The 14,164-nt window shown below is 73.9% G+C and carries 14 protein-coding genes and 1 pseudogene; 8 read left to right on the top strand and 7 right to left on the bottom strand.

All coding sequences use genetic code 11. The annotated features are described in order from the left end of the window. A partial coding sequence (locus EBN88_RS23040; RefSeq protein WP_233580862.1) for an MFS transporter occupies positions 1 to 742 on the bottom strand: 742 nt, incomplete at its 3' end. An 86-nt stretch (positions 743 to 828) separates the two neighbouring features. Here EBN88_RS23040 and EBN88_RS23035 point away from each other — a divergent pair. Then, complete coding sequence (locus EBN88_RS23035) at positions 829 to 1,512, top strand: FadR/GntR family transcriptional regulator (protein WP_122398990.1); 684 nt, start codon at positions 829 to 831, stop codon at positions 1,510 to 1,512. Positions 1,513 to 1,599: 87 nt separating this feature from the next. On the opposite strand, the gene fabI is transcribed toward EBN88_RS23035, so the two are convergent. Continuing rightward, positions 1,600 to 2,379, bottom strand: coding sequence for an enoyl-ACP reductase FabI (gene fabI / locus EBN88_RS23030; protein WP_122398989.1), 780 nt, complete (start codon positions 2,377 to 2,379; stop codon positions 1,600 to 1,602). A 4-nt stretch (positions 2,380 to 2,383) separates the two neighbouring features. Beyond that, positions 2,384 to 3,103 (bottom strand): 3-oxoacyl-[acyl-carrier-protein] reductase, encoded by a 720-nt coding sequence (gene fabG / locus EBN88_RS23025; RefSeq protein ID WP_122398988.1) that lies wholly within the window; start codon positions 3,101 to 3,103, stop codon positions 2,384 to 2,386. 298 nt (positions 3,104 to 3,401) lie between these two features. Between fabG and EBN88_RS23020 the strand changes: the two genes are divergently transcribed. From EBN88_RS23020 to EBN88_RS23000, 5 genes are all read left to right on the top strand, one after another. Beyond that, entirely contained in the window at positions 3,402 to 4,925 is a 1,524-nt protein-coding gene (locus tag EBN88_RS23020) for a TldD/PmbA family protein (protein ID WP_122398987.1), read from the top strand. Beyond that, the gene (locus EBN88_RS23015; RefSeq protein WP_122398986.1) at positions 4,922 to 6,322 is read left to right on the top strand and encodes a metallopeptidase TldD-related protein; all 1,401 of its coding nucleotides are present in this window, start codon (positions 4,922 to 4,924) and stop codon (positions 6,320 to 6,322) included. Before EBN88_RS23020 ends, EBN88_RS23015 begins: the two co-directional genes overlap by 4 nt. Before the next feature lie 55 nt (positions 6,323 to 6,377). Next, positions 6,378 to 7,781: a tyrosine--tRNA ligase gene (tyrS, locus tag EBN88_RS23010; RefSeq protein WP_122398985.1), complete on the top strand. Its 1,404-nt coding sequence runs from the start codon at positions 6,378 to 6,380 to the stop codon at positions 7,779 to 7,781. 80 nt (positions 7,782 to 7,861) lie between these two features. Beyond that, entirely contained in the window at positions 7,862 to 8,212 is a 351-nt protein-coding gene (locus EBN88_RS23005; RefSeq protein WP_122398984.1) for a DUF3099 domain-containing protein, read from the top strand. 240 nt (positions 8,213 to 8,452) lie between these two features. Next, complete coding sequence (locus tag EBN88_RS23000; RefSeq protein ID WP_122398983.1) at positions 8,453 to 8,683, top strand: hypothetical protein; 231 nt, start codon at positions 8,453 to 8,455, stop codon at positions 8,681 to 8,683. 101 nt (positions 8,684 to 8,784) lie between these two features. Here EBN88_RS23000 and moaA read toward each other — a convergent pair whose 3' ends face one another. Beyond that, positions 8,785 to 9,768 (bottom strand): GTP 3',8-cyclase MoaA, encoded by a 984-nt coding sequence (moaA, locus tag EBN88_RS22995; RefSeq protein WP_233580861.1) that lies wholly within the window; start codon positions 9,766 to 9,768, stop codon positions 8,785 to 8,787. A gap of 175 nt (positions 9,769 to 9,943) precedes the next feature. Here moaA and EBN88_RS22990 point away from each other — a divergent pair, with 175 nt between their 5' ends. Continuing rightward, entirely contained in the window at positions 9,944 to 10,966 is a 1,023-nt protein-coding gene (locus EBN88_RS22990) for a DEDDh family exonuclease (RefSeq protein WP_122398981.1), read from the top strand. Positions 10,967 to 10,991: 25 nt separating this feature from the next. Then, a complete protein-coding gene (locus tag EBN88_RS22985; protein WP_122398980.1) occupies positions 10,992 to 11,912 on the top strand; it encodes an SURF1 family cytochrome oxidase biogenesis protein in 921 nt (306 codons plus the stop codon). Positions 11,913 to 12,473: 561 nt separating this feature from the next. Here EBN88_RS22985 and amaP read toward each other — a convergent pair. From amaP to EBN88_RS22965, 3 genes and pseudogenes are all read right to left on the bottom strand, one after another. Beyond that, positions 12,474 to 13,070, bottom strand: a complete 597-nt coding sequence (gene amaP, locus EBN88_RS22975; RefSeq protein WP_122398978.1) for an alkaline shock response membrane anchor protein AmaP — start codon at positions 13,068 to 13,070, stop codon at positions 12,474 to 12,476. 61 nt (positions 13,071 to 13,131) lie between these two features. Continuing rightward, positions 13,132 to 13,725, bottom strand: coding sequence for a DUF6286 domain-containing protein (locus EBN88_RS22970; RefSeq protein WP_233580863.1), 594 nt, complete (start codon positions 13,723 to 13,725; stop codon positions 13,132 to 13,134). A gap of 173 nt (positions 13,726 to 13,898) precedes the next feature. Beyond that, positions 13,899 to 14,164, bottom strand: a pseudogene (locus EBN88_RS22965) (Asp23/Gls24 family envelope stress response protein); the annotation flags it as partial.

Raw genomic sequence — 14,164 nt, 5'->3', positions numbered from 1 at the left:
CGGCCAGCGCCCAGGCGGTGGGCGAGCGGGTCAGGCGCAACGGCCGCCCCTCGGGGCCGGCTTCGGTGCCGCCGGGGCGGCGGGCGGCCCCGCCCCTGGCGCGCGGCCGGGGCAGCACCAGCCAGGGCAGCAGCGCCAGCGCGGCGAGCAGCGCCCAGGCGGCCAGCCCCGCGCGCCAGTTGTCGCCGATCGCGCGGCTGACCGGGATGGTGAGGGCGGCGGCCAGGGCGGTGCCCAGGGCCAGGCCCATCGAGTACAGGCCGGTGAGCAGCCCGACCCGGTCGGCGAAGAAGCGCTTGACGAGGACCGGCATCAGCACGTTGCCCACGGCGATCCCGCCCAGGGCCAGCGCGCTGGTAACCAGGAAGACGGCGGTGTTGCCGGCCACCGCGCGCAGCCCGAGGCCGGCGCTGATGGCGACCAGCCCGGCGAGCACCACCCGCACCGGGCCGAAGCGGCCGGCGAGCCGGGGCGCGGTGACGCCGAAGACCGCGAAGCAGAGCGCGGGCACGGAGGTCAGCAGGCCGGCGACGGTGGCGGACATGCCCAGGTCGCGGCGGACCTCGGCGAGCACCGGGCCGAGCCCGGAGATCGCGGGCCGCAGGTTAAGCGCGGTCAGCACCAGCGCGACGGCCAGCAGCACGCGGCCCCGACGCGCCGGGGCGTCGGGGTGGCCGGCGGGCGCTCGGTCACGGACGGCGGAACGTCGGGGCGGAGTACGGTCTTTCTGAAGAAGCCCCATGGCTCTCATCATAGAATCATGGGATGAATAGGCTCCACGGGGTCGCGTCGAAGAGGCCGCGTGGAAACCGGGCAACGGGGAGAGCCATGTCACTGACCGCGCCACGTCGCGCCGCGTTGGCAGACCAGGTGATCGGACAACTGCGCCTCCAGATCACCTCGGGCGAGTGGCCGGTGGGCTCGCGCATCCCGACCGAGCCCGAGCTGGTGGAGCAGCTGGGTGTGGCGAGGAACACGGTCCGCGAGGCGATCCGTGCGCTGGCCCACAACGGGCTGCTGGACATCCGGCAGGGCTCGGGCACCTATGTCGCGGCGACCAGCGAGCTGGCCGGCGTGATGCACCGGCGGTTCGCCGAGGCCCAGCCCCGGGACGTCGCCGAGGTGCGCAGCACGCTGGAGGCGTCGGCGGCGCGGCTGGCCGCGCGCCGCAGGACGCCGCGCGAGCTGCGGCAGTTGGACACCCTGCTGGCCCGCCGGGAGGCGGCCTGGGACACGGGGAACGTGGAGCGCTTCGTGGAGGCGGACGCCACGTTCCACATGGCGGTCGTGCAGGCCTCGCACAACGAGGTGCTGACCGAGCTGTACGCCGATCTCGGCTCCGTGGTAAGGGCGTTTTTGCGCCATGATGTGGGCGACGAGCTGCGCGCCGAGGACCACATGGACCACGGGCGGCTGGTCGACGCGATCCGCGCCGGCGACCCGGAGACCGCCGCCAGCGAGGCCGGCTCCTACGCCCGGGTGTGCGGGCGTTCGCTCTACGCCGCCGGCTGAGGCCAGGGGCGTTCGACCGACGCGACGGCGCCCCCGGCCCGTTGTGCCGGGGGCGGGGGCGCGCGTTCCGCGTGGTGCGGCGGGCGGTCAGGCGCCCATCATGTGGACGCCGCCGTCCACATGGACGATCTCGCCCGTGGTCTTCGGGAACCAGTCCGACAGCAGCGCCGCGACGCCCCGGGCCGCCGGCTCCGGGTCGGTCAGCTCCCAGCCGATCGGCGCCCGGGTGTTCCACACGTCGGCCAGCTCCTCGAAGCCGGGAATGGACCTGGCGGCCATCGACTTGATCGGGCCGGCCGAGACCAGGTTGACCCGGATGTTCCGGCCGCCCAGGTCGCGGGCCAGATAGCGGGAGGTCGCCTCGAGGGCCGCCTTGGAGACGCCCATCCAGTCGTACTTGGGCCAGGCGACCTGCGCGTCGAACGTCAGGCCGACGACCGAGCCGCCGCGCCGCTCCAGCAGCGGCAGCACCGCCATGGTCAGCGACTTCAGCGAGTAGGCCGAGACCTCGACGGCCGTCGCCACCGAGGGCCACTCGGTCTGGAGGAAGTTGCCGCCCAGCGCGTCCTGCGGGGCGAACGCGATGGAGTGCACCACCCCGTCCAGGCCCACGCCCTCGCCCAGCTGCTCGGCGACCCGGCCCGGGAGGCCCGCCAGGTGCTCGGCGTTCTGCACGTCCAGCTCGATCACCGGGGCCGGCTTGGGCAGCCGCTTGGCGATCCGCTCCACCAGGGAGAGCCGGCCGAAGCCGGTCAGGATCACCTCGGCGCCCTCCTCCTGGGCGAGCCGCGCGGTGTGGAAGGCGATCGAGGACTCGGTGAGCACCCCGGTGACCAGGATGCGCTTGCCGGCGAGAAGTCCACTCATGGTGTCAGTGCCCCATGCCCAATCCGCCGTCAACGGGGATGACGGCTCCGGTGATGTAAGCGGCCTCGTCGGAGGCCAGGAAGCGCACGGTCGCGGCGATCTCCTTGGGGTCGCCGTAGCGGTCCAGCGGAATCCGCTCGATGATCAGCTCGCGCTGGTCGTCGGTCAGCTCCCGGGTCATGTCCGTGTCGATGAAGCCGGGGGCGACCACGTTGCAGGTGATGCCGCGCGAGCCCAACTCCCTCGCCAGCGAACGGCCGAAGCCGACCAGGCCGGCCTTGGACGCGGCGTAGTTGGCCTGCCCCGCCGAGCCCAGCAGCCCCACCACCGAGGAGATCAGCACGATGCGCCCGGAGTGGGCGCGCAGCATCCCCTTGGCGGCGCGCTTGACCACCCGGAACGTGCCGGTGAGGTTGGTCTCCAGCACGGAGGCGAAGTCGTCCTCGGACATGCGCAGCAGCAACTGGTCGCGGTTGACGCCCGCGTTGGCCACCAGCACCTCGACCTTGCCGTGCGCGTTCTCCACCTCCTTGAACGCCTGCTCCACCTGCTCCGGCTCCGTGATGTCGCAACGCACCGGCAGGCAGCCCAGGTCCAGCAGCTCCTGAGGCGGTTCGCCCGACCGGTGGGTGATGGCGACCCTGTCACCCGCCTCGGCGAGAGCGCGGGCGATGGCCAGGCCGAGCCCGCGGTTGCCTCCGGTCACCAGTACCGAGCGGCTCAAGGGACCACCTCTTTCGTGTCGTGTGCTTTCCACAACGCTAGACCCTCCGGTCGGTGAGGCGTTAACCGAGGCGCGACAGGCACCGGCGCGGCTGGCTGTGGGGTTTCCACAGCGCCGATCGGGGCCCGCGCGGGGCGTGCCCGGCCGGCTCCCGTCGGCGAAAGCCCTTGGCCACAGGGGGGTTGGGGACGCAGGATCGGTGCCAGGCGCGGTCGCGCGGCCGCCGGCGCACGCCGGGGCGTGCGCCGCTCCCCCGGCCCGGGACGGACCCGAGAAGGACCTGAGACAGGAGAGACGGTTGCCCACAACGATCGACGAGGCGTTCCTCGCGCTGCCCCTACGACAACTCGCCGACGCCGCCCTCGCCAGGGCCAGGGCGCTGGGCGCCGAACACGCCGACTTCCGGCTGGAGTCGGTGCGCCACGCCCGCTGGGCGCTGCGGGACGCGCGGCCGGCCGGCAGCGAGTCGACGACCACCACGGGCTTCGCGGTCCGGGTGGTGCACGACGGCAGTTGGGGCTTCGCGGCCGGCGTCTACCTCACCATGGACGCGGCGGCGAAGGTGGCCGCCCAGGCCGTCGCCATGGCGAAGCTGTCGGCCCGGGTCACCCGGGCCGCCGGCTCCGACGAACGGGTCGAGCTGGCCGACGAGCCCTCGCACGGCGAGCGCACCTGGGTCTCCTCCTACGAGGTCAACCCGTTCGAGGTGTCCGACGCGGAGAAGATCGAGCTGCTGGCCGACTACAGCTCCCGGCTGCTGTCCGGCGACGGGGTCAACCACGTCGACACGATGCTGTGGGCGGCGCAGGAGAACAAGTTCTACGCGGACACCGCCGGCACCGTCACCACCCAGCAACGGGTGCGGCTGGCGCCCTCGTTGACGGCCACCTCCGTCGATCCCGCCTCGGGCCGGTTCGACACGCTGCGGACCCTGGCGCCGCCGGTCGGGCGCGGCTGGGAGTACCTGACCGGCACCGGCTGGGACTGGGACGGCGAACTCGCCGCGATGCCCGAGCTGTTGGCGGAGAAGATGGCCGCGCCCTCGGTGACCCCGGGGAGGCTCGACCTGGTCATCGACCCGTCCAACCTGTGGCTGACCATCCACGAGTCGATCGGCCACGCCACCGAGCTGGACCGGGCGTTGGGCTACGAGGCGGCCTACGCCGGCACCTCGTTCGCCACCTTCGACCAGCTGGGCTCGCTGCGCTACGGCTCGAAGGTGATGCGCGTCACCGGCGACCGGACGGTCGAGCACGGGCTCGCCACCGTCGGCTTCGACGACGAGGGCGTCGAGGCGCAGAGCTGGGACCTGGTCAGGGACGGGCTGCTCGTCGGCTACCAGACGGACCGGCGGATCGCCCGCAGGCAGGGCTTCGAACGCTCCACCGGCTGCGCCTTCGCCGACTCCCCCGCCCATGTCCCGCTCCAGCGGATGGCCAACGTCTCGCTGCGCCCCGACCCCGAGGGCCCGAGCACCGAGGGGCTGATCTCCCGGGTGGAGAACGGCCTCTACATCCTGGGCGACGGGTCGTGGTCGATCGACATGCAGCGGTACAACTTCCAGTTCACGGGACAGCGGGCCTACGCCATCCGGAACGGCGAGCTGTCGGGACAGGTGCGCGACTTCGCCTACCAGGGCACCACCACCGACTTCTGGGGCTCCATGGAGGCCGTGGGCGGGCCCGAGACCTATGTGCTGGGCGGCTCCTTCATGTGCGGCAAGGCCCAGCCCGGGCAGACCGCCGCCGTCTCGCACGGCTGCCCCTCGGCGCTGTTCCGTTCCGTCAACGTCCTCAACACCACACAGGAGGCGGGCCGATGAGCGCTCCCCGACCCCATGAGACCGTCGAGCGCGCCCTTGAGCTGTCCCGGGCGGACGGCACGGTGGTGATCGCCGACGAACACGGCTCGACCAACCTGCGCTGGGCGGCCAACGCGCTCACCACCAACGGCGTGACCCGGGGCCGCGTGCTGACCGTGATCGCGACCGTGGGCGGGGCCACCGGGGTCTCGGTCGGGGTGGTCTCCCGCTCGGCCGTGGCCGACGACGAGGTCGAGTCGCTGGTGCGCGCGGCCGAGGAGGCGGCGCGGCAGTCGCCGACCACCGACGAGGCCACGCCGCTGGTGGCGGGCACACCGGCCTCGCCCGACTTCGCGGAGCCGCCGGCGGAGACCTCGCCCGAGGTGTTCGGGGCGTTCGCGCCGGCGCTCGGCGAGACCTTCGCGCGGGCGGCGGGCGAGGGGCGCGAGCTGTTCGGCTACGCCGAGCACGAGGTGGTCTCCAGCTATCTGGGCACCTCCACCGGGCTGCGGCTGCGGCACGACCAGGTCACCGGCTCCGTCGACCTGAACGCCAAGTCCCACGGCCGGCGGCGCTCCTCCTACGCGACGGTGCCCGTCGCGGACTTCGACCGGGTAGACGTCGCCGCGCTGGACGCCTCGCTGGCCACGCGGCTGGCCTGGGCGGACCGCACGGTCGACCTGCCGCCGGGCCGCTACGAGACCCTGCTGCCGCCCTCCTCCGTCGCCGACCTGCTGCTCTACCAGCACATGACCAACGACGCGCGGCGCAGCGACGAGGGCCGCACGGTCTTCAGCAGGCCGGGCGGCGGCACCCGGGTCGGGGAGCGGCTGGCGACGCTGCCGCTGACCCTCTCCAGCGACCCGGCGGCCGAGGGCCTGACGGCGGCGCCGTTCGTGCTCTCCCGCTCCTCGACCGAGACGTTCTTCGTGGGCAACGCGGTCTTCGACAACGGGCTGCCGCTGGGCCGCACCGAGTGGATCGCGGACGGCGTGCTGCGGACGCTGCCCAACACCCGGCACTCGGCCGAGCTGACCGGGCTGCCGCTGGCGCCCGTGATCGACAACCTGCGGCTGGACGCGGGCGGCACCCGTTCCCTGGACGAGCTGGTGGCCACCACCGAGCGCGGCCTGCTGGTCACCTCCCTGTGGTACATCCGCGAGGTCGACCCGAAGAACCTGCTGCTCACCGGGCTGACCAGGGACGGCGTCTATCTGGTCGAGGGCGGCGAGGTGGTGGGGCAGGTGAACAACTTCCGGTTCAACGAGTCCCCGGTGGAGGTCATCGGCCGGGCCACCGAGGCGTCGGCGACCGAGCTGACCAGGTCCCGCGAGTGGGGCGACTACTTCCCCCGGACGGCGATGCCGGCGCTGCGGGTGCCGGAGTTCCACATGAGTTCCGTCAGTCCCGGGGTGTGAACCCGCGCCCGTAGAATCGGCTCGTTCCCTACCCCGACAACGGCAGGACCACGACGTGACACGCCTCGGCGAATCCGTGCGGCGCGCCAGCGCGCTGCTGGCGCAGGACCTCTCCTCCGACACCACCGTCCAGCGGCTGCTGGAGGAGACGGCGACGCGGCGTTATCTGGACCTGACCGACCTGTCGCCCGGGGAGCAGGCCGAGCTGATCGCGGCCCGCGCGGTCGAGGTGCTGCCGTCGGCCGAACGGCTGGCGGAGCGCATCGAGGCCGCGCGGGCGGCGGGGCACGGGCTGCACGTGAAGTTCGGCATCGACCCGACGGCGGCCGACGTGCACCTGGGGCACGCGGTGCCGATGATCGTGCTCAGCCGCTTCCAGCGGATGGGCCACGACGTCACGTTGATCATCGGCGACATCACCGCCAAGATCGGCGACCCCTCGGGCCGCTCGGCGGAGCGCCCGCCGCTGACCGACGAGGACATCGCGGCCAACCTCGCCGGCTACCGCGACCAGGTGCGGCCGTTCTTCAACTTCGAGCAGGTCCGCTTCCGGCACAACAGCGAGTGGCTGGCCGGGATCACCCTGCCGAAGCTGATCGGCGTGCTCGCCCAGGTCTCGGCCTCCGCGCTGCTCCAGCGCGAGGACTTCCGCAACCGCCTGGAGGCCGGCCACGGGCTGTCCATGTCGGAGCTGATCTACCCGGTGGCGATGGCGATCGACTCGGCCGAGATCGACGCGGACGTGGAGCTGGGCGGCGTCGACCAGCTGCTCAACATGCAGATGGGCCGCCGGGTCATGGAGATCTACGGGCAGACCCCGCAGCTGGTCGTCGGGATGCCGCTGATCGAGGGCACGGACGGCTCGGGCGCCAAGATGTCCAAGTCCAAGGGCAACTACATCGGCCTGACCAGCACGCCCGAGGACGTCTTCGGCAAGGTCATGTCGATCCCCGACCGGCTGATGGAGCCCTACCTGCGGGCCTGGACCGAGTGGACCGACGCCGAACTCGACGCGGTGAAGGGCCGGTTGGCCGACTCCTCGCTGCACCCGATGGACCTGAAGAAGGTGCTGGCCGGCGAGGTCGTCGCCGCGCTGCACGGGGTCGAGGCGGCGATGAAGGCGCGCGCCGGCTTCACCGCGCAGTTCTCGAAGCGCAGCTTCGCCGAGGTGGACTCGCTGCCCGAGGTCTCGCTCGCCGAGCACGGCGGCGAGTCGGTGGCGACCGTGCTGACGAAGGTGCTGGAGTTCGCGCCCAGCGCCTCGGCCGCGCGGCGGCTGGCGAAGCAGAACGCGCTGCGGCTCGTCCTCCAGGACGGGGCCGAGCAGCGCGCCGAGGTGCTGGCCGAGGCGGACGCGCTGCGGCCGCTGGCCGAGGTGGTCGCCGAACGGGCCGCCGCCGGCGCGCCGGACGGCCTGTACCTGAAGGCTGGCCGAAAGCTGGCCCAGCTGCTCCGATGAGGGGCGGCTGGGCTTACCGTGGGCTGGGCTCGCCGCGCGTCTGAGCGGCGGGCTTCGGCCTGGGAGACGGGTGATGAGGGATGGCGCGCTGGCGCGGGACCGGCAGGGGCCGGGACGAGGACTCCGAGGTGTACCGGATCACCGGTGCCCGGCAGAGCCTGGACGACGACGTCCGGGCCCGGCAGCGGCGGTACATCGTGGCGATGGTGGTCCGCACCGTCTCGGTGCTGCTCACCGCGCTGCTGTGGAACGTCAGCCTGCCGCTGGCCGTCGTCACGCTGCTGCTGGGGATCGCGCTCCCGTACATCGCGGTGGTGGTCGCCAACGCCGGCCGGGAGAACGTGCCCTCGCTGCCCTCGGCCTTCGTCGCGGAGGCGGTGGTGCCACCGGCGCTGCCGCCGGGACAACAGGAAGCCCACAAGCGGAGTTGAGGCTTCCGTCGGCCAACCTCAGGAAAAGCTCAGATCATTTGGGTCATTCCCCTGCAATGACCGCCCCCTCGCGTGTCATACTTCAAGGGCGCTCCGTATCCCCCGTCGGAGCGACAGAGAGACGCCGGGCGGCTCCCCCCGTGGCCGCCCGGCGTCGATCATGTCCGGGCCCAGTCAGCGTCTCCGGCCCCGGAGCCACCCGGGCGGAAGCCCGGACGAGGAAGAACCTGGAAGGAACCCGTGTCGAACGAGCCCGCCGAGGCGGAGCTGATCTGCTCGGCCAAGGGATGCCGGGCGGCGGCGGTCCACGTGCTCGCCTGGAACAACCCCAAGCTGCACACGCCCGAGCGCCGCAAGACCTGGCTGGCGTGTGACGAGCACCGGGAGTACCTCTCCCGCTTCCTGGGGCTGCGCGGCTTTCTGAAGGAGGTCGTCCCGCTCGCGGAGTGGCGCGCCCGCGCGGAGGGCTGAGCGCGGCGGACGCGGGGCCGCCGCCGCGCGGGCGGGCGCTGATCAACGCGCGGGCGGGCGTGGGCGGTTGGCCCGTCGGCGCGTCGCCGTCCCCGTGGGCCTCAGCCGCCGATCGCGGACATCGGGCGGGCCGGCTGCTCGAACGTCGGCTCGTCCAGGCCCGAGCCCGCCTTCTTGCCCCACATCGCGCGCCGCCACAGCTCCGCCAGCTCGGCGTCGTCGGCGCCGGCCCGCAGCGGGCCCCGCAGGTCCGACTCCTCGCGGGCGAACAGGCAGTCGCGGACCTGACCGTCGGCGGTCAGCCGGGTGCGGTCGCAGGCCCGGCAGAACGGGCGGGTGACCGAGGCGATCACGCCGACCCGGCCCGGGCCGCCGTCCACCAGCCAGCGCTCGGCCGGCGCGGAGCCCCGGCCCTCCTCGGGTGTGAGGGTGAACCGGCGCTCCAGCGCGGCGAGTATCTCCTCGGCGGTGACCATCCGCCCGCGCTGCCAGCCGTGTTGGGCGTCCAACGGCATCTGCTCGATGAAGCGCAGCTCGTACCCCTCGGCCAGCGCCCAGGCCAACAGCTCGGGTGCCTCCGAGTCGTTGACCCCGGGCAACAGCACCGCGTTCACCTTGACGGGCGTGAGGCCCGCGTCCCTGGCCGCCGCCAGCCCCCGCAGCACGTCGCCATGGCGACGCCGGCGGGTGATCCGCTCGAACGTCTGTGAACTCAACGTGTCCAACGACACGTTGACCCGGTCGAGACCCGCCGCGCGCAGCGCGCCCGCCGTGCGCTCCAGGCCGATGCCGTTGGTCGTCAACGAGAGCCTGGGCCTGGGGCGCAGCGCGGCGCAGCGCTCCACGACGGAGACCAGGCCGGGGCGGAGCAGCGGCTCACCGCCGGTGAACCTGACCTCCGTCACGCCCAGTTGCCCCACAGCCACGCCGACCAGCCGCACGATCTCGTCGTCCGTGAGCAGCTCCGGCTTGGCCAGCCAGGACAGGCCCTCCTCCGGCATACAGTACGTACAGCGCAGGTTGCACCGATCGGTGAGGGAGACCCGCAGGTCGGTGGCGGTCCGGCCGTGGGTGTCGAGGAGCATCGGGCACCTCCGCTGGTGGGAAGCAGATGTCTCGCAGCGTACGGCACCCCTGTGACAACCGGCGCGAACCGCCCGGCTGACGCCTCGTCGCCGGGCCGCCCTCCCCGGGGTTCGCTGGCCCAACTCCCGGGCTTCCGGCGGGCACTGTCGGTGCCGGCCCGTATCCTCTGGGACCATGCTCGATGACCACCACCAGCCAGCCATGGTCGACCTCCCTCCGCAACGGGCCACCCCCGAGGGGCCCTGGCCGGAGGGCTACCCGTCGGGCTACGCGGTGGTGGACGTCGAGACCACGGGCCTGGCCAGCCACGACCGGATCGTCTCGGCGGCCGTCTACCGCCTGACGGCCAGGGGCGAGGTGGAGGACCACTGGTACTCCCCGGTCAATCCGCAGCGCGATCCCGGGCCGACGTGGATTCACGGGCTGACCACCGAAATGCTGCGCGACGCCCCGCTGTTCGAGGAGATCGTGGACGAGTTGGCGGAGCGGCTCGCCGACCGGGTGCTGGTGGCGCACAACGCGGTCTTCGACTGGACCATGCTGGCCAGGGAGTTCGCCAGGGCCGAGCGCACGCCCCCGGTGCGGCAGCGGCTGTGCACCATCCGGCTGGCCAAGGAGCTGGCGCTGCCGCTGCCCAACCACCGGCTGGAGACGCTGGTGGGCCACTTCGGCGTGGAGCAGCGGCGCGCGCACCACGCGCTGGACGACGCCCGGGTGTTGGCCGAGGCGTTCCGGCCCAGCCTCCACCAGGCGGCCAGCCGCCGGCTTCCGCTGCCGCTGCACCCCTGCCGGCCGATCACGGAGTGGGCACAGGGTCCGGCGTCGTCCGGGGACGGCCAGCGCGCCCGGGTGGGCGCGGCCGGCGCCTGGCGCGGCTGGCGGCCCGCGCGCCGCAGGCCGGCCTGCCCCTACCCCAACCCGGGCCGGTACGAGCCGGGTGGGCGGCTGGTCCAGGGGATGCGGGTCGCGTTCTCGGGGGACACCTCGACAGACCGGGAGCTGCTGGAGGACCAGGCCGTCCAGGCGGGGCTCCACGTGGCGACGAGCGTCTCCCGCCTCACCAGCCTGCTGGTGACCAACGCGCCCGAAGCGATGACCAGCAAGCTGGTCAGGGCCCGCGCGGTCGGCACCCCGATCCTCGACGAGGCCGCGTTCACCCACCTGCTCCGGGACGTGGCCCCGGCGGAGGGAGAGTGATGCCGCTCGGGTAGCGTCGTCAGTCGTGTACCGCTTTCTGCTGTCCCGGCAGTGGGTGATCCTCACCCTGCTCGCGCTGCTGCTGATCCCGACCATGGTGTGGCTCGGGTTCTGGCAGCTGGACCGCCACGAGCAGCGGGTGGCGCGGAACGATCTGATCTCGGCCAGCCTGGACGCCGAGCCGGTGCCCATGGCCGAGCTGACCACCGCCGACGGCGGCCCCGCCCCGGACGACCGCTACCGGCCGGTGACCGCGACGGGCGTCTACGACGTCGCGCACCAGGTGCTGGTGCGCCAACGCACCAACGGCGACGGCGCGATGGGGTACCACGTGCTGACCCCGCTGCTGCCGGCGGACGGCGGTCCGGCGGTGCTGGTCAACCGGGGCTGGATCGCCGCCGGCCAGGACCTGACCGAGGCCCCCGAGGTGCCGGCTCCGCCGACCGGCGAGGTCACGGTGACCGGCCGGCTGATGGCGGACGAGACGACGGCGAACACCGGCGTCCGGGACCGCTCGGGGCTGCCCGACGGCATGACGATGCTGATCAACAGCGACCAGCGCGAGGCCGACCTCGGTCAGCCGATGCTCGGCGGCTATCTGGAACTGACCGAAACCAGCCCGCCCGACCCGGCGGAACCGGCCCTGGAGCCGGTCCCCGAGCCGGACCACACCGGCATCGGCGCGCACTTCGCCTACGCGATCCAGTGGTGGCTCTTCGCCGCCGGCGTCCCCGTCGGCTGGTTCCTCCTCCTGCGCCGCGACGCCAACGACCGCCGGGCGGACGCGGCTGCCGCCGCAGGGCGAGCGGGCGGGCGCCAGCGCCCGAAGGGCGCGGCGGCGGGCGCGGCTGGCGCCGCCGAGGCGGGGGAACGCGACGAGGCCGGGGCCGCGGGCGCCGGGGTCGTGCGGGAGCGGGACGTCGAGAGCAGCACCGCCGGCGCATAGGGCGGCGAGAACCGAGCCCCCGGCCGGGCCCCGCCCCCAGGGCAACGAGCCCCGCACCCCACAGGCTCGGGGCCCGAGACTCGGGAGAACCGCCCGCAGGGCGTCCGCGTGGGAGCGGTGTCCGCGACCGGTCCGGAAGTGGCGAACGGACGGCGGCGGCCTTCCTCTCCCGGACAGGGCTACCGCTCACACGCTGGTGCGGCCTGGTAGGGCTCCGTGAGGTCGGGGGGTGTCGACTCGCGCTCTTCGTGTTGGCGCAGCGGCTCTCACCGGTCGCGGGCCCGCCACGGCTGCTCGTCGGGAACCGCCCGGGCCGGGCGTTCAGGGCCGGCAGCGCCGAGCACAACCCCAACGAGGCACTCGCCCCGAGCCCTGCCCTGCCCTGTCCCTTGAACACCCCCGAGACCGGGCAACCGTCCCCGGACACCGACGAACGCCCGCATCCGGAACACCAGTTCCCGTGGCAGCCGCCCCCCGCACGGCCGGTCGCCGGCACCGCCGACACCAACGCGCCGCCGGCGCCGCCGGGCACCGGCTCCCCGAAGCGCCAGCGCGCAGCGTCTAGCTGACGCGTTCCGGCCCGTGGCGGGCCGCGCGGAGGCGGGCCTCGGCCGGGAGGGCGTCCAGCCCTGCGGAGACCCGCGCGTGTTCGATGGCCTCGGTGCGCAGCCGGCGCACCACCTCGTCCGGGTGGGCCTGCGGCGCCAGCAGCAGGCCCACCTGTGCCCTGGGCTGTTCGCGCCGCCCGACCAGGGTGATCCTGGCCCGGTCGACTCCGGGCAGCGCCTCCGTCTCGGCGGCCACCACGTCCTCCATGGCGCGGCCGCGCAGCAGCGCGCCCACGCCGTCGCCGCTGTCCACCAGCACCTCGGCGAGCCGCCTGCGGCGGAGCTGGGCGAGCAGCCACCACAGGCTCAGCAGCGCCAGCAGGGACAGCGAGCCGATGACCACGGGCCACCACCAGCCGGCGTCCCGGTGGCGCACCCGGTCGGCGTCGCTGAGCAGCACGTCGTCGGGCGTGTCCCAGGTCCACCAGGACGGGGTGGAGAAGCCCCAGCGGGCGGGCAGGTCGAGGGTGCCGACCAGCACCGCGAGGCCGAGCAGGAAGAGCGCGACGCCGGTCAGCGCCAGCAGCACGCGGTTGACGATCCGTAGCATCTCTCGACCGGTCCTCATCGTCGGGCTCCCCTCACCGTTTCGCCGGTCACCGTTTCGCCGGTCACCGTTTCGCCGGGCGGCGGACGTGGACGGCGAGGGCGGGGCGGCGGGCCAGGCCCAGTTCGTCGATGCCGTCGCCGAGCACGGCCTCCAGGTCGGTCCGCACCACGTCCAGCTCGCGGAAGTGCGCCTCGGCCGCGACCCTGATCCGCCGCCGGCCGACGGCCACCCGCACGCTGCGCACCCCGGAGACCTCAAGGGCCCGGTCGCGCAACACCACGGCGGCGGCGGCCCGTTCGATACCGGCGCGCATCAGTTCGCTGTCCTGGCGCATGGGCAGCAGCCGGCGCAGCCCCGGGGTGGTGGCCAGCACCACCAGGCAGACGCCGAGCGCCATCGCGAGCGCCGCGCCGGCCACCACCCAGGCGTCGTCCAGGGGCCGGCTGGCCAGCGCGTCGGCCACCTCACGCCGCCAGGCGGCGGCCGGCCGGTCGGCGCGGACGGAGACGATGTCGTAGAGCAGCAGCCCGGAGCCGCCCAGCAGGGCGGCGGCGACCAGGCCCGCCGGCACCCGGCGCACCGACCAGAAGCGCGGCGCCGGTCCCTCGTCCGCCTGGCCCGGCTCCCAGCGTGCGGTCGAGGCGGACTGCCGCATCGCGCCCGGCTCGTCGTCGCCCGAGGCGGCGTCCCCGGCCTCCGTGGTCGGCTTGTTCAGCCGCACGGTGTCACCCGCGCGCGCCGTCTCCCCCGCCGGTCTCGCCGGCTCGTCCTCGTGCACCGCCGCCACCCTCCGTTCGTCTCTGGACCGACGGTCGGCGTGACGGGCGGTCACAGGACCTTGCCCGACGTGGCGCCGTCCAGTTCCGAGGAGCGCAGCCGCTCGACCGCGACCGCCACCTCCTGGAGTTCCATTCCCGCCAACTCGCCCACGCGCCGCGTGACATGGTGGCGCACCGCGCCGCACTGGGCGCCGATGTCCGAGGGGTAGCCCAGTTCGACGGAGACCCGGACGCTGGCCAGCCCGCCGGTGCCGTCGGCGCCGGGCGGCCGGCGCACCACGGCCGTGGCCCGCGGCCCGCCCTGCCGGCCGCGCG

Source organism: Streptomyces triticirhizae (assembly GCF_003696235.1).
GTDB lineage: Bacteria > Actinomycetota > Actinomycetes > Streptomycetales > Streptomycetaceae > Streptomyces > Streptomyces triticirhizae.
The sequence above is the reverse complement of the archived record's forward strand: the minus strand, read 5'-3'. Positions and strand labels throughout refer to the sequence as shown.

Bases quoted from the DNA above. Each gene is read 5' to 3' on its own strand.
- EBN88_RS23035 (WP_122398990.1), top strand. From the start codon at position 829: ATGTCACTGACCGCGCCACGTCGCGCCGCGTTGGCAGACCAGGTGATC.
- EBN88_RS22970 (WP_233580863.1), bottom strand. From the start codon at position 13,725: ATGCGGCAGTCCGCCTCGACCGCACGCTGGGAGCCGGGCCAGGCGGAC.
- EBN88_RS23005 (WP_122398984.1), top strand. From the start codon at position 7,862: ATGGCGCGCTGGCGCGGGACCGGCAGGGGCCGGGACGAGGACTCCGAG.
- EBN88_RS23015 (WP_122398986.1), top strand. From the start codon at position 4,922: ATGAGCGCTCCCCGACCCCATGAGACCGTCGAGCGCGCCCTTGAGCTG.
- moaA (WP_233580861.1), bottom strand. From the start codon at position 9,768: ATGCTCCTCGACACCCACGGCCGGACCGCCACCGACCTGCGGGTCTCC.
- fabI (WP_122398989.1), bottom strand. From the start codon at position 2,379: ATGAGTGGACTTCTCGCCGGCAAGCGCATCCTGGTCACCGGGGTGCTC.
- EBN88_RS22990 (WP_122398981.1), top strand. From the start codon at position 9,944: ATGCTCGATGACCACCACCAGCCAGCCATGGTCGACCTCCCTCCGCAA.
- amaP (WP_122398978.1), bottom strand. From the start codon at position 13,070: ATGCTACGGATCGTCAACCGCGTGCTGCTGGCGCTGACCGGCGTCGCG.